Below are 18,834 nucleotides of genomic sequence, written 5' to 3' on the forward strand. Positions count from 1 at the left end.
CCTCCCCGCTGAAAATGCGCGACGTTTTTTTGTCCCGTTTACTGAAGTAGTGAAATTTCAATGTCTGATTCTTACACCGAACACTCCACCGAAGAATCCGTAACAGCCCTGCAGTCCAAAGCTGAATACGAAAACGCCATCAATCTTTCACAGCATGTGCCTGCGGCCAAGATCATCAGCGAGATGGTGCTGGACGCATTCCACACTTCCAAGGAAAGCGACCAGATCCGTGAATTGCGCGTGGCCATCCGCCAGGCCCACGACGCCTTCGACGACGACAAGGCCTACGACCTGATGGGCCAGCTCAAGCAACTCAAGGACGCCGAGGCCGCCGACAACATCGCCCTGGAGGACCTCAGCAGCAAGTTCTCGATCAGCCGCATTCTGTCCAGTTTCAAGGACGATCCCGAGTTCCAGGAACTGGTCTATGGCCTGGCCCTGAAGGTGCTGAACCAGTCTCACCAGGCCATCAGCAACCCCAGCGCCGGCAAGAGCAAGGCAGCACGCGCGAAGAAGGAAGCCGAAGTGTTTGTGATCAGCAAGGATGGCATCAGCGTCACCCTGCCACTGCGTACACCTCGCTCCAAGCTGAACGTTGACCGTGAGGCGCTGGAGTTCCTGGGCTTTACGTTCGTGGGTGAAGGCAACGAGGCGGAACTGGAAACTGAAACCTTTGTGGACAACAGCGGCGTAGAGCAGCCGGTCACGCGCAAAAGCATCGTGACCGCGCTGCAACAACAAAGCGCCTTTGACGGTTACGCCATCACTGCGCAATAAGTGCGCGCAGGGTCACCAGGGCCTGCTCAACCTGGGCCTGGGTGACATGCCGGCCCACCGAGGCGCGCACGAAATGCGTCGCGCCGAGGTCCTTCAACAGCAGCGGTGTATGAGCGGCAGTGCCCGCCCACAGGTTGAGCCCCAGCTCACGGGCCTGGCCGACAAACGCCTTGGCCGACAGGTTGTGCGGCACGAACGAGACAATCCCGGTCTGCTGGAACTGATCGCACAGCAGCGTCAACTGCGGCAGGCGCCGTAGCTCCTGCGCCAGCAGCGCGTAGGGCTCGGTGCTCACCTTTGCTGCGACCTGCGCGTATTCACTCAACGCGGTGTGCAACCCCACCAACGCTGAAAAGCTTTTTTCTGCAATTTCCAGCACCCGAGCCCCGGACACCTCGATCCGGTTGACCTGGCCATCCGTACTGGCCGCGTGCAAGTCAGCGAAATTCAACACCAACTGGCTGAGCAGGCGTGGCGACACGTAGGCGATCCCGCTGCCACGCGGCCCACAGAGAAACTTGCGGCCCGCGCCGGTCAGCAAATCACAATGGATATCCCGCACGTCCAGCGGCAATTGCCCCAGCGACTGGCACGCGTCCACCACATACAGCGTGTTCGTCTCTTTAAGCAGCGCGCCCAGGGCTTCCACCGGGTTGATCACGCCGCAGCACGACGGCAAGTGCGACACGCTGACCAGGAACACATCGTCGTCCAGATGACGTCGCACCCATTCCAGGTCCAGCGGGCTGGTGGCGGTGGTCGGGATCACTTCAACGCGAATATCGCGCGACAGCTTGAGGTAGTTGAAAAAGATCAGGTTCGCGGCGTACTCCGAGGTCGACACCCACACGCGCTTACCACGGGGAAATTTCAGTTTGCCGAGGATGCTGGTCCAGGCTTCGGTGGCACTGCTGAAAAAACCGATGTCCGCGGGCTGTGCATTCAAGAGCCCGGCTGCCGCCTGATACAGGTCGACGTTGAGCAACTCGTCGTAGGCCAGTTCGGTCTCATAACTGCCCATCTGGGCTTCGATGGCCGTGAAGCGCTGGATCGCGTTCAGGGTGGCCGATGACATCAGGCCGGCACCGGCAGTGTTCAAATGCACGATATTCATTTCACGCTTCCTTGTTCCACAAAAGTGTCGAGCTTTTCATCGCGCCCACCGCCACCGCGAACAGCAGCAATACGGTGCCGGCCAGCAGCCACGGCGAAGGCAAGGACGGCTGGGACACCAACATAAACGCCAGCGACGGGGTGATCATGACCCCGATGTTGACGCCCGCCGAGTAGTAACCGAGGTTGCGGTCCACGGTATGGCGACTGGAAATACTGCTGACGTAGTGGGTGATGCCGGGAAACACGATCATTTCGCCCAGGCTCCAGAGCACAGTGGCCACCAGCAGCAACGCGCCGATGTGACTGAACCCCATCAGGAAAAACCCCACGCCGGCCACCAGGAAACCGGCCACCAACGAGCGGCTGCTCGACAGGTGCGACATGCGTTGGTTGATCGGTACCTCGAACAGAATCACCAACAATGCATTGATAAAGAAAATGATGCCGACGTAGTAAGCCGGCAACTCGGTGTAATTGATGATGTAGGCCGACAGGAACGTCGGCGGCAACGCGTAGGCGATGTGCACCGGCAATGCCGCCAACAGGATCACCAGCAGTCGCGACCGCTCATGCGGCGCGCTCTCCGGCAAGCCATTGCCCTTGCCGGCGAGCGTGGTCACCGGCGCCACCGGAACCGCGCGTCCAAACCGCAGGCAGGCGACGAACGAGACCAACGACAACGCAGCGTTGAGGTAGAACACCGCGTCGGCGTTGCTGAGGAAAATCAGACTGCCCAACAGTGGCCCGATGGCCATGCCGATGTTGATGGCCAGACGGTTGCAGGAGAACGCCACTTTGCGCGTCTCACTGCTGCTGTGGGTGACGGTTTCGGAGAACGTCGCCGGCGTGAACGCCTCGTAACAGGCGCCCCACAGAAACGACAACACAAACAGCGCGGCCGTGTTGTCCACTGAAGGAATGATCAGCAACAGCACGGCATTGAGCAGCAACGAACCGAGGATCACCCGGTTGGCGGAAAACCGCTTGATCACCGCGCCGATGATCAAGTCCACAAACAGCGCACCCGCGCCGTACACCCCGACCAGCAAGCCAGCCGTGCCCGCCGACACGGCGTGCTGATGAATCAGGTACGCCGCATAGAAAGGGAACGCCATGGTGCCCATGCGGAACACCAGGGTAATCAGGAACAGCGACTGCAACCGACCGTTGAGCCCGCGTAACGCGCGATAGGTGCCCATCATCAGCGGATCACGTAAACGTTGTCTTTGTACTGGCGGATCTGCTCATAGTCCTTGTCGATATCGCGCTGGTTTTCCGATACCAGGAACACGCGCAGCGGGCTGCTGAGCAGGTCCACGGTCTTTTTCATCAACTTGCCGGCCTTGTATTTGACACTCAGTTTATGCACCGAGGGCAATGCCTCGATCAGGTGGATGGCGGCGTCATTGAAGCCGGTGACCTCACCTTGCAAGGTGGTATCGGTATTGATCACACAGGCTTCCTTGAGCTTGTGGTAGCGCTTGCCGGCATAACCGGCTTTGAACGCCTCACCGTCGCAGTACGCCAGGTAGGTGAGCTGCGCCTGGTTGCCGCCCAGGCTGATGTCATGGAACCTGGGTTCCATGTTGCCATTCAAGCGTGCGCCAACTTCCACCAGCGCAGGGCCGGCCTCGGTGAGGATCACTTCCGAATGGGCCGGGCCGTTGTTGATTCCCAGCGCCTTGAGCACTTGCACGATGTAGTCCACCAGCACGTTGGCCTCGGCGCTGTCCGGAGCAATCAGCACGTCGCGGTCGTAGATGTTCTTGCCACCGCTGATCTCGCGTTTCACATAGCGCCAGATACCGCAGACATAGGTCTGCCCGTCACGGCTGACCGTGTCGACGATGTACTCCGGGCCCTTGAGGTAGGACTGACAAAGAATTTCGGTATTGGCCAGGCCGAAGATATCCAGGTTGGACACCACTTCCTCGCAGGCGCGTTTCACGTCGTCGACGTTGTGGCAGATCGACACGCCGTCGGTTGAAGCCGAGCTCAGCGGTTTGATCACGCAAGGGAACACTTGGCCGTCCTGCACCCAGGCCAGCAGCTCGGCAGGGTCGGCGGACTTGATTTGCCGCGCGGTCAGCAGGCCGGCGGCGGCCACTTTGTTGATCATCTCGAACTTGTCGCGACGTGCCCGGGAACCGGCACTGCCGTTGGAGGACGGCAGTTGCAGCTGTTCGCTCAAGTAGTCTGCGAACGGTACGCCGGGTTCCTGGCCGGCGATCACGGCAATCACGTTGAACTCACGCAGGCGACGCACGACGTCTTCGGGGTTGCCGTTGAAAATCAAGTTGTGTTCGAACTCCGAAAGGTTCGGCCCCAGCATGCTCGGCATCAGTTCCGGCGTGCTCTGCACATGGATCAGGCCGATGCCCGCCTCATGGAAGAACTGCGGCAGGAAGTTACCGCTCGAATAGACATCGACCAACGCGACGTACTGCTTCATGAGAATGTCCTTTTCAGTAGTGATTGGCGGTTTCGGAAGGCCGTGGCGAGGCCACGTCATCCAGCGCCAGAAAAATATTCTGTGGGAACTCGGCCACGCGGTGCAGCAGGTGCAGGTACCAGTTGGTGCCGTAGACCGCTGAAACACGCGTCTTGACCCGGCCTTGGTCCTTGACCGCCTTGATCAGCTCGGGGCGCACGCCGTGCAGCATCTCCAGCTCGCCTCGGCTGGCAATCCCACTGGCGAGAATCTCCTTCACCAGCAGCGGGTCTTGGGTGGCGAACGCGTAGTTCGTGCTGGCGCCGTTGATGCGGTCCAACAGCCCCAGGTAACGCTCGTTCAGTTGCGCACCGCGCGGCAAGGCAATAGCAGCAGGCTCAGCATAGACGCCCTTGACCAGGCGCACTTTGCAGCCCGTTGCGAGGACTTCCCCCAGGTCATCGGGCGTACGGTTCAACTGCGCCTGCAGGGTGATACCCAAGTTGGGAAAACGTGCACTCAGGTGCATGAAGATATCCAGGATCGAGTCGGTCCACTGGGACCGCTCCATGCTGAGGATCACACCGACCTCCTTGTCGGCTGCATGGGCAAGGATCTTCGAGCAGTTCTCGATCGCCAGTTCACGGGAAATGATCGTGCCAACGTTGGACAGGTCAAAACCCAGCTGTGGTGGCTCGGCCAGTGTGGGGTGCAGCGCCATCAGGTCGATCAGCTTCAAGTATTCGTCGGTGGCCGTGGTCACCTCGGCCAGGGTGGTAGCCTCTTCACCAACGTATTCGACGCCGGTGCGATAGCCTTTGCCTTGCAGGGCGGCGAGCTTGTCGAGCATCTCCAGGCGGTCTTCGGAAATGATGTAGCGCAGGGCGGCCGGGCGCAGGAAGTCGCGCAGCGTGTCACTGGCCAGGAACAGGTCGCGGTACGTCTTGTTCGCCGCCAGTTTCTTCAGGCCAGGGTCGCCAGCAGGCTGTTGTCGATGTCATTCATGGCGTTAAACCCCGTAGGCCTGGTTCAGCATCCGACGTGCGAAGCTCGAATCGTCGGTGTGGTTGGCAATCTTGTGAGCACGAAACTTGGCCGCGTAACTGAGCATGGTTTCCTTGTGGCGGCCATGGCGGTCACGGGTAAAGATGCCCGCCCACAGGTTGTCCCAACGCGCGTATTCCGGGTGCGACATCAGCAGCTCGTGAGCCTTGCGCATGTTCCAGTGAGGAATGGCCGGGTGCAGGTGGTGCACGAGGTGGTAGTTGTCGTCATGGCGGCCGAAGAAGAAGTTCTCCAGGGCGTTGCCCTTGCGATTGCGGGTGAGCAGCAGCTTCTCGGTCTCAGCAGCCGGCAATGGGTAATGCTCGGCCAACTCGATGATCCAGCCCACGGCCACGGCGGTGGTGAACAGCGGCACCAGCCAGAACAGCAACAGTTGCGCGACAACACCGAACCAGGCGGCCACGGCGAAGATCACCGCCCAGTAAGCCCACAGCATGATGCGTTCGTTGCGGATGGTTTTGTCCGCACCCTGGGCTTTGACGCGGTCTTTGATGATGTACCGGATGTACTGCACGGTCCGGTAGCCGGACAGCGCCAGCAAGACGTTCTTGAGGAAGAACTCACGTTCACTTTGCTTGACGTCGTACAGGCCGCACTGCAGGTGGAAGGCGTAGTCAGGGTCTTTTTCCGGATCGCCCAGGTGCACGTGGTGATTCTTGATATGCGACGTGCTGTAGGACTGATGCAGGTGGAAGATCAGGTAGCCGGAGAGAAACGTGCCGGAGACCCAATTGATCACGCGGTTCTTGGCCAGCATCTTGTGCGCTGACTCGTGCAGCACATTCGCCAGGGCGCGTTGCGTGGTGCCGATCAGAAACAGCGAAACCGGGTAGAACCAGTAGCTGATGCCCAAGGACAGGTAGATGGCAAAGGCAATGATTGCGTAATCCTTACCCAACGCGATGGCCCAGTGATAGTTATCTTTTTTGCACAGGTGCTTGAGCATTCCGAAGGTTTCACGGGAAATGCCCGCGGCGTATTCGCCAGCAGGTTCTTTGTTTTTATCGACCAGCATAATCACTCCATAATTAAGCGGCACGCTGCAACACCCGTCTCATTGCTGGGCAAAGGAATTTTTTCAGGTGGTGCGGCTATTGTTTTTTTTGCCTGAGCTAGACTCATCGGCTGCAAAAAAAACTAAAGCACCGCTCGATGGCGAACAAGCTGCCCTTTTAGACAGGTAGGCTGCGACGAGGCGCACGCGTAGACTCGCCGCTGAAAAATCACCGGCGAGCGTCGCGTTTATGAGGAGGGAAGCCTGTAGATCAGGCCTTTTCGCGGATGTACCCCAGGTTCAGGGCCTTGCGAATCGCCGACTTGCCGTTGGTGACGTCCAGCTTGCTGAAGATATTCTTCATATGAAACTTGACGGTACGCGGGCTCATTGAGGTCAGGACGGCTATTTCGTTGTAGGTCTTGCCCAGGCTGGTCCAGGACAACACTTCGGTTTCTCGTGGGGTCAGTACCGTTTCCTGTATCGGCGCAGGTGTGACCGTGGCGCAGCTTTCGAGGGCCTCGTCGTAGACCGAGACCAGCAGCATCTGCAGCTCACTTTTGTTGGCCAACACCGTGTCGCGAAACTGTTGGTCTTCACCGAAGCTGCACAGGTTGAGGATCGAGTAAAAACCGCGGTTGCCATGCACGATAAAGCTCGCGCCCTCACCCACCGGTGCACAGGGCCCAGGCACCGGCACCGCTTCTGCGGCAGGCGCGAGGATGTTTTCATCGCTCCAGAAAAAAGGTTTGACCCGCTCCTTGGACAAGGACAGCAGTTGGCCACGCTGGTAAAAATCGTCCGCCGAGTCGGAGCGGTCCAGCGCGTCGGGGTAATTGGTGATGATCTCTGCTTCATCCAGTGTCGGCCCACACTGATACACCTCGAAGTGCCCCAGGCCGCGCCGGGTCAGTTCGGCATCGAGCAATTGGCGCACATCGGCGGGCTGTATGGACATGGTGTTGCTGGATTGGCCATCGCTTCGCATGAATATCGTCCCTGATGAGTGACAACGTATGAGGCTAATGCTCTGACGGGAACGCTTCAATCCCGAAGCCTCTGGTCAGAGTCGACCCATACTGTAGGAAATATCTCTACATAAAGACAAGAATGAAACATGCCGTACAGGCCTTGTCCAGTGCTTCCTGGGCCGAGCCGACCATCAGCACGCAATGGCCATTTGCGCTGCCGAGCGCCCAGGCTCAGGCCACCTGCGCGGCAAATACTTCGCGAAACCGCTGCATCTCCTGCTGACTGCCCACCGTCACCCGTACCCATTGCGGCCAGTCTTTCCAGACCCGCCCGATCAACACATTGTGTGCTGCGAGCTTGTCGATGACCTGCTGGGCCGGTTGCTTCACGTTGATCATGAAGCAGTTACTCTGCGACGCGGTGCAGGCAAACCCCCGCCCCTTCAGCCACGCCACAGTCTCATCCCGCAACTGCGCGTTGAGCGCCTTGCGGTGGGGCAGCAGTTTGACGTCTTCCAGGCTCGCACGGGCCCCGAGCAAGGTCGAGGCGGCTGGCACGTTGTCGCCGCCAAACACCGCCAGCCGTGCCAGCAGCGCGGGGTGGCCAATCGCCAAGCCCAGGCGTGCGCCGGCCATGCCGTAGATTTTCGAGAAGGTGCGCAGCACCAGCAAATCGTCATGGTCCTTGACCCAGCTCACGCAGCTCGGCGCATCAGAGAAGTCGATGTACGCCTCGTCCACCACCAGCACGCTGCCTTTGGGCTTGTTCGCCAACGCCTGGCGGATCGCCTCGGTTGGCGTCAGGGTGCCGGTAGGGTTGTTGGGGTTGCACAGGTACAGCATGCCCGCCTGCGGATCGGCAGCAAGCATGGCAGGCACGTCGTGCGCATGCTCGGCATTGAGGCTCACTTCGCGCACCGGCGCCTTCCACGACTCGGCGGCCTGGCGCGGTACTTCGTAGGACGGTGTGGCCATCACCAGCCCGCGTGTTTGGCTGGTAAACGCCAGCACGGCATAGCGCAACGCTGCCATGGAGCCGGCAAACACGGCGACCTGTTCTTCGGCGATGCCCTGCTGCTGGGCAAACAGCCCAGCCAAGGCGTACATGTGGTCATAGGGATACCGCCCGGAGATGGCCACCCCACGCTGCATCGCCTCACGGGCAGCGCCTGAGGGGCCGTAGGGGCTTTCGTTGTAATTGAGCCGCACCTTGTCAGCGGGTGCCGACGGCGGGCTGGCCAGCGCCCAATCCAGGTGCCCCAGCACCGGCAAGGCCGCGCCAAAGGCGAGAAGTGACCGACGACTTACGCTGACCATGGAACTACTCCTTGTAGTCGTGTGTTGGATTCGCACAGCACGTACAGAGGAGTATGACGAGGCAGGTGTGGGCTGATTTAGTTCAGCTGCAACTTCTGCTTGAGGCTGTGCATCACATCGGCCTTGTTCTGCAGGTAGTCATTCAGGCCGCGAGCCCGCAAGTTGCACGCATCACAGTTACCGCAACCGCTGCCGAGGATGCCGTTGTAGCAAGTCAGGGTCTGGTGCTGAACCAGGTCCAACTGATTATGGTAATCCGCCAGGGCCCAGGTTTCGGCCTTGTTCAGCCACATCAGCGGGGTGTCCAGGCGCAGTGTGTACTCCATGCCCAGTTCAAGCGCCTTGTTCAGCGCTTTGACGAACTCATCGCGGCAATCGGGATAGCCTGAGAAGTCGGTTTCGCACACCCCGGTAATAACGGTTTGCGCCTTTACCTGATAGGCGTAGATCGACGCCAGGGTCAGAAACAGAATATTGCGACCCGGCACAAAGGTGCTGGGCAGGCTGTCGCCTGAACTGTTCACGGTCGGCACCGGGATGTTGTCGCGGGTCAGGCTGCTGATGGCCAACTCGTTGAGCAGGGACACGTCCATGACTTTATGAACGGTAGCGCCCAACTGCTTGGCGAGCTTCTGGGCGACCTCGATTTCTGCCACATGGCGCTGGCCATAGTCGAAGGTAATGCAGTGAACTTCGTCATACAGCGGCAGTGCCTGGATCAGACAGGTCGTCGAGTCCTGCCCGCCACTGAATACGATAACGGCTTTTTTACTCATCGGTTTGCTTCCTGCATTTGTAGAATTAGGGAATAGTTTAAAGGCCACTCCATAAAAAACCCCGCGCTTCTTGCGAAGGCGGGGTTTTTTACTGCTCGATGACTCAGTGTGCGTAGGTCAGCAACAGCTCTTTCGGTACCTGGAAATCCAGGGACATCATCACGCTGAGCGCGGTGATGGTGAAGATCGAGAACACGAACAGCTTGCGCGCCCAGACGGTGTCATCCACCGCCTTGTAGCCGGTCCAGGCCATGTACAACCAGTACATGCCCATGGCGGCAGCGACGGCGAGGTAGCTCATGCCGGCATAGCCACTGAAGGTCAACATCAAGGTCGCCACGAGGAAGGCCAGGATGTAGAGCAGGATGTGTTTCTTGGCCACCTGGATGCCACGCTTGACCGGCAGAACCGGAATCGACGCAGCCAGGTAGTCATTGAAGCGGAAAATCGCGATGGCATAAGAGTGCGGCATCTGCCACAGGCTGAACATCACCAGCAGCACCAGCGCGGCCATGTCGAAGCTATTGGTCACAGCCACATAACCAATCACCGGCGGCATCGCCCCCGACAGACTGCCCACCAGCGTGCCGTGAACCGACTTGCGCTTGAGGTACAGGCTGTAAAGGCCGACGTAGATGACAAAGCCGATCACGGCAAACAGCGCCGCCAACGGGTTGGCCACCTTGTACAACAACACGACGCCGGCAACACCCAGGACGGTCGCGAACAGCAGTGCCAGTTTCAGGGAGATAAGGCCCTGGACCAGCACGCGGTTCTTGGTGCGTTCCATCTTGATATCGATGTCGCGGTCAATGCAGTTGTTGAATACACAACCGGAAGCTACCACCAGGGAGGTGCCGATCATTGCAGCCAGGAAGATGGCCAGATCGACATGTCCCTTGGAGGCCAGGAAGAAACCGCCTGCCACAGAAAGCACGTTACCGAAAATGATCCCCGGTTTGGTGATTTGGATAAAGTGCTTAAGCGACATCGGGTCTTACCTCACTTCGCCATCATGAACGTGTGGATGCTGAACATGATCCATATCGACAGACCAACCAGCAGCAGGATCACAAGGCCTGCGAACACAAATGCAATCACGTTATCGCGCTGCTCTTTGGAACGATCCAGGTGCAGGAAGTACACCAGGTGAACCAGAACCTGAATCACCGCGAACGCCAGAACGATCATCAACGTGATGGACTTCGGCAGGGTCGGGTACATCACCAGACCAAACGGGATGAGCGTCAGGATTACCGACAGGATGAAGCCGATGGCGTACGACTTAACGCTGCCGTGGCTCGCATCATGGCTGTCATGGTCATGGGAGTGTGCATTAGCCATTACAGGGTCCCCATCAGGTAAACAACGGTGAAGACGCAGATCCAGACCACGTCCAGGAAGTGCCAGAACAGGCTCAGGCAGCTCAGGCGAGTCTTGTTGGTGTTGGTCAGGCCGTGTTTATTGACCTGATACATCATCACCGCCATCCACAGCAGGCCGGCAGATACGTGCAGACCGTGGGTGCCTACCAGCGTGAAGAACGCGGACAGGAAGCCGGAACGGTGCGGGCCGTAGCCTTCGGAGATCAGCAGGTGGAACTCGTTGATCTCCATGCCGATGAAGCCCAGGCCGAACAGGAAGGTCAGTGCCAACCAGCTCAGTACGCCTTTCTTGCTGCCCTTGTAGAAGGCCAGCATGGCGAAGCCGTAGGTGATCGAACTGAACAACAGCAAGGCGGTTTCGCCGAGCACGTAAGGCAGTTCGAAGATGTCGTGGCCCGACGGGCCACCCGCTACGTTGTTTACCAGTACCGCGTACACCGCGAAGATCGACGCAAACAAGATGCAGTCGGTCATCAGGTAGAGCCAGAAACCGAATACGGTCATTGGCCCCGAGTCGTGGTGATGGTCATCGTGCCCATGGTCATCGACATGGGCGTGTCCAGCATTGGTCACTAAGTTCGACATGGTTTAAGCCTGTTCCAACGAGGTTTCTACACGGTTGGCCGGGATTTTCTTCTCGGCTACCAGGCGAGCGTGTTGCTCGGCTTCGATGCGCTCGATCGTTTCGACCGGCACCATGTAGCCTTGATCATCACGGGCAGCGTGAATGATGAAGTAACCGATGGTGCCTACCAGGCCCACGATTGCCAGCCACCAGATGTGCCAGATCATCGCGAAACCGAACACGGTCAACAGCGCGCCCATCACCACGCCAGTGGCGGTGTTGTTCGGCATGTGGATCGGCTCGTAATGCTTGGGTTGCTGGTACGCAGTACCGTCTTCCTTCGCTTCGGTGAACGCATCGATCGTGTTCGCAGTAGGAATCACAGCGAAGTTGTAGAACGGAGGTGGCGACGAGGTCGACCATTCCAGGGTGTGGCCATTCCATGGGTCGCCGGATTCGCAAGCGTTCTGCTTACGGTCACGGATACTCACGTACAGCTGGATCAACTGGCAGGCGATACCGGCAGCGATCATCAACGCACCGAACATGGCGACGTACAGGTACGGCACCCACTCAGGGTTGGTGGTGGCGTTCAGACGACGGGTCATGCCCATGAAGCCCAGTGCATAGAGCGGCATGAACGCGACGAAGAAGCCCGAGATCCAGAACCAGAATGCAGCCTTGCCCCAGCCTTCGTGCAGCTTGAAGCCGAACGCTTTCGGGAAGTAGAAGCTGAAACCAGCGATGTAACCGAATACAGCACCACCGATGATCACGTTGTGGAAGTGAGCGATCACGAACAAGCTGTTGTGCAGTACGAAGTCAGCACCCGGGATGGCCAGCAGTACGCCGGTCATACCGCCGATTGCGAAGGTCACCATGAAGCCCAGGGTCCACAGAACCTGGCTGGTGATACGCAGACGACCGTGATAGATGGTGAATAGCCAGTTGAATAGCTTCACCCCCGTCGGGATGGAAATCAGCATCGTCGCCAAGCCGAAGAAGGCGTTGACGCTGGCCCCCGAGCCCATGGTGAAGAAGTGGTGCAGCCACACCATGAAGCCCAGTACAGAGATCGCGCCCGATGCGTAAACCATCGAGTGGTGACCGAACAGGCGCTTGCCGGTAAAGGTCGAGATCACTTCAGAGAAGATACCGAACGCTGGCAGGATCAGGATGTACACCTCAGGGTGACCCCATGCCCAGAACAGGTTCACGTACATCATCGGATTGCCACCAAGTTCATTGGTGAAAATGTGGAAATCCAGGTAACGGTCAAGCGACAGCAGCGCCATGGTAGCGGCCAGGATCGGGAACGAAGCCACGATCAGGACGTTGGCCCAGGTGCAGGTCCAGGTGAAGATCGGCATGTCCATCAGTTTCATGCCAGGGGCGCGCATTTTCAGGACGGTGGCCAGGAAGTTGACCCCCGTCAGTGTCGTCCCGAGTCCTGATAACTGTAGCGCCCAGATGTAGTAGTCCACACCCACGCCCGGACTGTACTGAATGCCCGACAGCGGCGGATACGCAACCCAACCGGTCTTGGCGAATTCGCCGACGCCCAGGGACAGGTTGATCAGTACCACGCCGGAAACCAGCAGCCAGAAGCTCAAGGAGTTCAGGAACGGATAGGCAACGTCACGCGCACCGATCTGCAGCGGCAAGGCAAGGTTCATCAAGCCGGTGAAGAATGGCATCGCCATGAAGATGATCATGATCACACCGTGAGCGGTGAAGATCTGGTCATAGTGTTCAGGCGGCAGGTAGCCAGGCGAACCCTCGGTGGCCATGGCCAACTGGGTACGCATCATGATGGCGTCGGCAAAACCACGCAGCAGCATGACCATGGCAACGATGACGTACATGACACCGATTTTCTTGTGGTCGACAGAGGTCAACCACTCGGTCCACAGGTAGGTCCACTTCTTGAAATACGTGATTGCAGCAAACAGTGCCAGACCACCCAGCGCGATCATGGCGATGGTCACCATCACGATCGGCTCGTGGAACGGGACCGCATCCCAACTTAATTTACCAAACATCGTTTACTCCTCTGCCCCAGCAGTTGAATGCGAGCCCGTGTCAGAACCTTCAACCGCGGCCACTTCTTTCTTCTCGTGCTTGACCGGCTTGCCTGGTTTCATACCTTCGTACTTGTCGACGATTTTCTGAAACAGGTCCGGCGTGTACGCGGAGTACAGAGTGGCTGGGTTGTTCTGGCTTGGTTTGGCAAGAGCATCGTATTCAGCTTGATCAAGCTGTTTAGGTGCGGCCTTGACTTTGGCTACCCAGGCGTCGAAATCTTCCTGGCTCGTCGAGATCGCTTTGAATTTCATGCCGGTGAAGCCAGCGCCGCTATAGTTGGCGGAGATGCCTTCCATTTCAGCTTTCTGGTTGGCGATCAGGTGCAGCTTGGTCTGCATGCCTGCCATCGCGTAGATCTGGCCGCCCAGAGCAGGGATGAAGAACGAGTTCATCACAGCGTCGGAGGTGATCTTGAAGTTCAGCGGAGTGTGCTCCGGGAACTGGATTTCGTTAACAGTGGCGATACCCAGGTCCGGGTAGATGAACAGCCACTTCCAGTCCAGCGCGACAACTTCGATGTTGATCGGCTTGACGTCGGATTCCAGCGGACGGTACGGGTCCAGTGCGTGGGTGGACTTGTAGGTCACATAACCCAGGGCAATGATGATGAGGATCGGCACCAGCCACACTGCGATTTCGATCTTGGTGGAGTGCGACCACTTCGGCGCGTAGGTAGCGCTGGTGTTCGACGCGCGGTATTTCCAGGCGAAGGCGAAGGTCATGATGATCACGGGGACCACGACCAGCAGCATCAGCAGGGTGGCGGTGATGATCAGGTTTCGTTCATCCAGACCGACCTGTCCTTTTGGGTCGAGCAAGGTCCACTTGCAGCCTCCCAGCATTAACAACATGCCAAGCAGCGGCAAAAAGCCTAGTAATCGGGGGTACCTGTTTTTACTCATCTCACGACCTCTAAAGCAGCTTGCGCAATGCAGTTGGGTTTTGATCGCCAACACTTCACCCTGCCAAGGGTTGGCATTTCTCTTCGATTGAATAAGAGCCTGCCCGGCACGCCATACATTGACGTTTCACGGACCTGCGGTGAGTTCTTATTCGATTTCGTGGCTAAAGGCCTTGTTACAGACCAATTCCATTTGGTGCGGATAGTTGAAAGGCTGCCGGAACCTGGGGTCGCACAGAGCCATCCATCTGCCCCTCGACCGCTCCAATGCTCAAATATTGAACAGCACCGGACATTCAGTGCGGGCGATTGTAGTTAGCTAGCGATGTATAAACCATGTCTTATAAAGAAATAATTTTTATCGATTCCAGCAACAATCCTTCACCAATCTTGCAAAGGTTCGGGATCTTATCGTGTTCGATTCTCAACAAAAACCACAAAAATTGCCGTGTTATTGCGTGAGGGCGCCCTTCCCTTACACCTTGTAAGGGCATGCAAAACGTATCCAAGTCCCCATAAAACAAGGCATTCGGACATCACCGAATGATGCGAACGGTGCGACGTTCGCGGCACCGCTCAATCGACGAACTGACAGCACATCTTGGCCGTTTTATGCAAATTTATGGGCCGGCGCGGCGCGTCAGAAACGTCCTGCGACAGCGTCCGTGTGACAACATGTCGCATGCTGTGCGCACCTCAAGTTGCCCTTCGTCACGGCCCTTTCACAAAACCCTACATACAAAAACGCCCCGTCCTTCGATTAAGCGAGAACAGGGCGTTTCAGTGGGCCGGGTCAGGCCATGCGTTGGCGATTGCGATAGATGCCCAGCGGAACCAGGATCACCGTCAGCACAAACGCTACCAGCGCCCACTGTGCCAGGGACAGGCCAAGGATCGGCGGGTATGGCGTGCTGCAAAAGCCATCGACCTGGAAGCCCAGGGGAAAGACTTTGGCCAGCGGCAAGTCATCGACAATCGGCTGCAGGACATCGATGCCACAGCTGACCGCAGGGAAAAACTGCGTGTACACGTGATGGCCGGCCGCAGCCACGCCGCCCAAGGCGCTGAGGACCACCAGCCCCTCAAAGAAGGTGACCGCGCCTTTGCGGCGCATGGCGGCACCGAGGAACGCAAACACCGCGATCAACAGCAAGGCGTAGCGCTGCAGGATGCACAGCGGGCATGGCGCCTCGCCCAGTACCACCTGCATGTACAACGCACCGCCAATCAGCGCCAGGCAGATGATGCCCAGCAACACCAGAAAGCGCCGCTCCCTGCCTAAACGCAATTCGTCACTCATCCCCGTTTCCCTTTGCCTGATTATGGTTGTGCCTGATGGCCGCAAGTTTACACACAGGGGATGGTTAAAACAGAGAGGGGTTAACGGCGGATTAATCGGGAGGAATGCAAAACCAATTGTGGGAGCGGGCTTGCTCGCGAAGGCGGTGGATCAGCCACTATATAAGTCGACTGACACTGCGCCTTCGCGAGCAAGCCCGCTCCCACAGGTTGAACAGTGCTGTGCCTGGAAACCTTATTCCAGGGCCGCGGCCGGGCCGAAGAATTCATAGCGCGCCTGGTTCTCCGGCACACCGAGGGCTTTGAGGTGGCGCTTGATCGCGGCCATGAAGCCTTTAGGGCCGAGGAAGTAGGCGTCGAGGTCACGCTGCTCGGGCAACCACGCCGCCAGTTGCGCCTGGTTCAACATCCCGACTTTGTCGGCCGCCGGGCTCACGCCATCGTCTTCTGCGTAGCAATAGAAGCGTTTGAGTTGCGGGTGCTTGGCCGCCAGGGCGTCGACCCAGTCACGGAATGCATGCACCCCGCCGTTACGCGCGCAGTGGATAAAGTGCACCGGTCGCTCGGTGGCCAGGGCTGCCTCAAGCATCGGCAGCGTCGGTGTGATGCCCACCCCGCCGCTGATCAGCACCAGTGGCTTGTCGCTGGCGACCAGGGTGAATTCGCCCGATGGCGGAAACAGGTCGAGGGTCGCGCCGACGTGCATCTGGTCATGCAGGTAGTTGGAGACCCGCCCACCGGCCTCGCGCTTGACACTGATACGGTACAGCCCCGCATCGCTCAGGGCCGACAAGGAATAATTGCGGCGCACTTCTTCGCCATCGATCATCAGCTTCATGCCGATGTACTGGCCCGGCGCGGCCGCCAGGATCGGGCCGTTATCCACCGGGGCAAAATAGAACGAAATGATCTCGTTGCTCTCCTCCACGCGCTTTACCAACTGGAACGACCGCGCACCGCGCCAGCCGCCCGGGGCCTGGGCCTTTTCGTCGTAGATGGCGGCTTCGGCGCCAATCAGGATATCGGCCAGTTGGCCATAGGCGGCGCCCCAGGCGCTCAGCACCTCGGGCGTGGCAATCTCGCTGCCCAGCACCTCGGAAATGGCCCGCAGCAGGCACGTCCCCACAATCGGGTAGTGCTCCGGCAGGATCTGCAGGGCCACATGCTTGTTGATGATCTTCGCGACCAGATCGCCCAGTTGGTCCAACTGGTCGATATGCCGCGCGTACATCAGCACGCCATTGGCCAAGGCGCGGGGCTGGTCGCCATTTACCTGATTGGCCTGGTTGAACAGCGGGCGAACGTCCGGGTACTCGCTGAGCATCAGGCGGTAGAAGTGCGTGATCAGCGCTTCGCCGCCGCTTTCCAGCAGGGGCACAGTGGATTTGACGATGGCACGGTCTTGGGCACTAAGCATGGCAGACTCCTGGGTCTTTTTACTGATTGCCCTTAGGTACTCAGTATTCGTGCCAATTTATAAACCGTTATTTTTCAATGAGTTAAATATAATGTAGTCAATATGACTTCCTACGTTTTATAGTCATAAGGACTACAAGGAGTCATTATGACTGCACAATCGCTGCTCACCACCCTGCTGCCTCTGGTTGCCGACTTGTCGCGCGACCTGCCTGAAGGCGAGCGCTACCGACGCCTGTTGCAGGCCATGCGCGCGCTGCTGCCGTGCGATGCCGCCGCGCTGTTGCGCCTGGACGGTGAATGGCTGGTGCCGTTGGCGGTGGACGGTTTGAGCACTGACACCCTCGGCCGACGCTTCAAGGTCAGCGAGCACCCACGCTTTGCGGTGCTGCTGAGCAGCCCCGGCCCTACCCGCTTTGACGCCGACAGCGAACTGCCGGACCCCTACGATGGTTTGGTCGATGGCCTGCACGGCCACCTGCAAGTGCACGACTGCATGGGCTGCCCGCTGTTTATCGACGACAAACCCTGGGGCCTGCTGACCCTTGATGCGCTGGATACCGAGCGCTTCGAACGTGTCGAACTCGACGCCCTGCAAGCCTTCGCCAGCCTGGCAGCGGCCACCGTCAACGTCGCCGAACGCATCGAGCGCTTGGCCTTGCGCGCCGACGATGAGCACCAGCGCGCCGAGATCTACCGCCAGGCCAGCGGCCAGCAGCACAAGGAAATGATTGGCCAGAGCAAGGCCCACAAGCACCTGGTCGAGGAAATCAAGCTGGTGGGCGGCAGCGACCTGACCGTGTTGATTACCGGCGAAACCGGCGTCGGCAAGGAACTGGTCGCCCAGGCCCTCCACGCCGCGTCGCCGCGTGCAGACAAACCGCTGATCAGCCTCAACTGCGCCGCACTCCCGGAAACCCTGGTGGAAAGCGAGCTGTTCGGCCATGTGCGCGGCGCCTTTACGGGTGCGCTGAACGAGCGCCGCGGCAAATTCGAATTGGCCAATGGCGGCACGCTGTTTCTGGATGAAGTGGGCGAGTTGTCGCTGACCGTGCAGGCCAAGCTGTTGCGCGTGCTGCAAAGCGGCCAACTGCAGCGCCTGGGCTCGGACAAGGAGCATCAAGTGGACGTGCGCCTGATCGCCGCCACCAACCGCGACCTGGCCGAAGAGGTGCGCAACGGCCGCTACCGTGCCGACTTTTATCACCGCCTGAGCGTGTACCCGCTGCAAGTACCGGCGCTGCGTGAACGCGGCCGTGACGTGTTATTGCTGGCGGGCTTTTTCCTTGAGCAGAACCGTTCACGCATGGGCCTGGGCAGCCTGCGCCTGACCAGTGACGCACAGGCGGCGCTGCTGGCTTATAACTGGCCGGGCAATGTGCGGGAGCTTGAACATTTGATCGGACGTAGCGCACTCAAAGCCCTGGGAAACTGTCGCGAACGTCCGAAGATCCTGAGCCTGAGTGCCCAAGACCTGGACCTGCCCGACGTCAGCGCGCCGCCGGCAATCGAAGCACCGGCCGATGTGGCCCCTGTTGTCACCGGCGACCTGCGCCAGGCCACCGAGCACTACCAGCGCCAAGTCATCAGCGCCTGCCTGGAGCGCCACCAGCACAATTGGGCCAGCGCCGCCCGCGAACTGGGCCTCGACCGCGCCAACCTCGGCCGCATGGCCAAACGTCTGGGTCTCAAATAGAACGATCACCCAGCCTGAATGTAGGAACAACCCGCTCCAA

At 58.9% G+C, this 18,834-nt stretch carries 18 protein-coding genes; 3 read left to right on the plus strand and 15 right to left on the minus strand.

Translation table 11 applies throughout. The features are described 5' to 3' along the window. Nucleotides 1-60: 60 nt before the first annotated feature. The gene (locus tag AB5I78_RS24240; RefSeq protein WP_145164252.1) at nucleotides 61-777 is read left to right on the plus strand and encodes a hypothetical protein; all 717 of its coding nucleotides are present in this window, start codon (nucleotides 61-63) and stop codon (nucleotides 775-777) included. Here AB5I78_RS24240 and AB5I78_RS24245 read toward each other — a convergent pair. The 13 genes from AB5I78_RS24245 to cyoA all read right to left on the minus strand — a co-directional run bounded on the left by AB5I78_RS24245 (nucleotide 764) and on the right by cyoA (nucleotide 14,384). Continuing rightward, a complete protein-coding gene (locus AB5I78_RS24245; protein WP_369302154.1) occupies nucleotides 764-1,891 on the minus strand; it encodes an aminotransferase class V-fold PLP-dependent enzyme in 1,128 nt (375 codons plus the stop codon). The genes AB5I78_RS24240 and AB5I78_RS24245 overlap by 14 nt on opposite strands. A 1-nt stretch (nucleotide 1,892) precedes the next feature. Then, nucleotides 1,893-3,095 (minus strand): MFS transporter, encoded by a 1,203-nt coding sequence (locus tag AB5I78_RS24250; protein WP_369302155.1) that lies wholly within the window; start codon nucleotides 3,093-3,095, stop codon nucleotides 1,893-1,895. Further along, nucleotides 3,095-4,345 (minus strand): ATP-grasp domain-containing protein, encoded by a 1,251-nt coding sequence (locus AB5I78_RS24255; protein WP_369302156.1) that lies wholly within the window; start codon nucleotides 4,343-4,345, stop codon nucleotides 3,095-3,097. The genes AB5I78_RS24250 and AB5I78_RS24255 overlap by 1 nt, the downstream gene beginning before the upstream one ends. Nucleotides 4,346-4,358: 13 nt before the next feature. After that, nucleotides 4,359-5,174: a proline dehydrogenase family protein gene (locus AB5I78_RS24260; protein ID WP_370004047.1), complete on the minus strand. Its 816-nt coding sequence runs from the start codon at nucleotides 5,172-5,174 to the stop codon at nucleotides 4,359-4,361. 159 nt (nucleotides 5,175-5,333) lie between these two features. Then, nucleotides 5,334-6,404 (minus strand): fatty acid desaturase, encoded by a 1,071-nt coding sequence (locus tag AB5I78_RS24265; protein WP_369302158.1) that lies wholly within the window; start codon nucleotides 6,402-6,404, stop codon nucleotides 5,334-5,336. A gap of 250 nt (nucleotides 6,405-6,654) precedes the next feature. Beyond that, nucleotides 6,655-7,371, minus strand: coding sequence for a LuxR C-terminal-related transcriptional regulator (locus AB5I78_RS24270; protein ID WP_369302159.1), 717 nt, complete (start codon nucleotides 7,369-7,371; stop codon nucleotides 6,655-6,657). Nucleotides 7,372-7,585: 214 nt separating this feature from the next. Continuing rightward, nucleotides 7,586-8,671: a pyridoxal phosphate-dependent aminotransferase gene (locus tag AB5I78_RS24275; protein WP_369302160.1), complete on the minus strand. Its 1,086-nt coding sequence runs from the start codon at nucleotides 8,669-8,671 to the stop codon at nucleotides 7,586-7,588. A gap of 77 nt (nucleotides 8,672-8,748) precedes the next feature. After that, complete coding sequence (gene queC, locus AB5I78_RS24280) at nucleotides 8,749-9,447, minus strand: 7-cyano-7-deazaguanine synthase QueC (RefSeq protein WP_106578234.1); 699 nt, start codon at nucleotides 9,445-9,447, stop codon at nucleotides 8,749-8,751. Nucleotides 9,448-9,550: 103 nt separating this feature from the next. Then, nucleotides 9,551-10,438 (minus strand): heme o synthase, encoded by an 888-nt coding sequence (gene cyoE, locus AB5I78_RS24285; protein WP_106578233.1) that lies wholly within the window; start codon nucleotides 10,436-10,438, stop codon nucleotides 9,551-9,553. 11 nt (nucleotides 10,439-10,449) lie between these two features. Further along, nucleotides 10,450-10,791 (minus strand): cytochrome o ubiquinol oxidase subunit IV, encoded by a 342-nt coding sequence (gene cyoD / locus AB5I78_RS24290; protein ID WP_010206434.1) that lies wholly within the window; start codon nucleotides 10,789-10,791, stop codon nucleotides 10,450-10,452. After that, a complete protein-coding gene (locus AB5I78_RS24295) occupies nucleotides 10,791-11,417 on the minus strand; it encodes a cytochrome o ubiquinol oxidase subunit III (protein WP_056858318.1) in 627 nt (208 codons plus the stop codon). The genes cyoD and AB5I78_RS24295 overlap by 1 nt, the downstream gene beginning before the upstream one ends. A 3-nt stretch (nucleotides 11,418-11,420) precedes the next feature. Continuing rightward, complete coding sequence (cyoB, locus tag AB5I78_RS24300; protein ID WP_053257915.1) at nucleotides 11,421-13,439, minus strand: cytochrome o ubiquinol oxidase subunit I; 2,019 nt, start codon at nucleotides 13,437-13,439, stop codon at nucleotides 11,421-11,423. Between the two features lie 3 nt (nucleotides 13,440-13,442). Then, nucleotides 13,443-14,384 (minus strand): ubiquinol oxidase subunit II, encoded by a 942-nt coding sequence (gene cyoA / locus AB5I78_RS24305; protein ID WP_119736759.1) that lies wholly within the window; start codon nucleotides 14,382-14,384, stop codon nucleotides 13,443-13,445. Nucleotides 14,385-14,411: 27 nt separating this feature from the next. Here cyoA and AB5I78_RS24310 point away from each other — a divergent pair, with 27 nt between their 5' ends. Continuing rightward, nucleotides 14,412-14,702: a hypothetical protein gene (locus AB5I78_RS24310; protein ID WP_369302161.1), complete on the plus strand. Its 291-nt coding sequence runs from the start codon at nucleotides 14,412-14,414 to the stop codon at nucleotides 14,700-14,702. A gap of 474 nt (nucleotides 14,703-15,176) precedes the next feature. Here AB5I78_RS24310 and AB5I78_RS24315 read toward each other — a convergent pair whose 3' ends face one another. Both AB5I78_RS24315 and hmpA read right to left on the minus strand, forming a co-directional pair. Next, nucleotides 15,177-15,683: a disulfide bond formation protein B gene (locus AB5I78_RS24315; RefSeq protein WP_369302162.1), complete on the minus strand. Its 507-nt coding sequence runs from the start codon at nucleotides 15,681-15,683 to the stop codon at nucleotides 15,177-15,179. A 234-nt stretch (nucleotides 15,684-15,917) separates the two neighbouring features. After that, the gene (gene hmpA / locus AB5I78_RS24320) at nucleotides 15,918-17,099 is read right to left on the minus strand and encodes an NO-inducible flavohemoprotein (protein WP_369302163.1); all 1,182 of its coding nucleotides are present in this window, start codon (nucleotides 17,097-17,099) and stop codon (nucleotides 15,918-15,920) included. A 147-nt stretch (nucleotides 17,100-17,246) separates the two neighbouring features. Between hmpA and norR the strand changes: the two genes are divergently transcribed. Beyond that, nucleotides 17,247-18,794, plus strand: a complete 1,548-nt coding sequence (gene norR, locus AB5I78_RS24325; protein ID WP_369302164.1) for a nitric oxide reductase transcriptional regulator NorR — start codon at nucleotides 17,247-17,249, stop codon at nucleotides 18,792-18,794. Nucleotides 18,795-18,834 lie beyond the last annotated feature (40 nt).

This window comes from Pseudomonas sp. N2-3-1-14 (genome assembly GCF_041228395.1).
In the GTDB taxonomy this organism is placed as follows: Bacteria; Pseudomonadota; Gammaproteobacteria; order Pseudomonadales; family Pseudomonadaceae; genus Aquipseudomonas.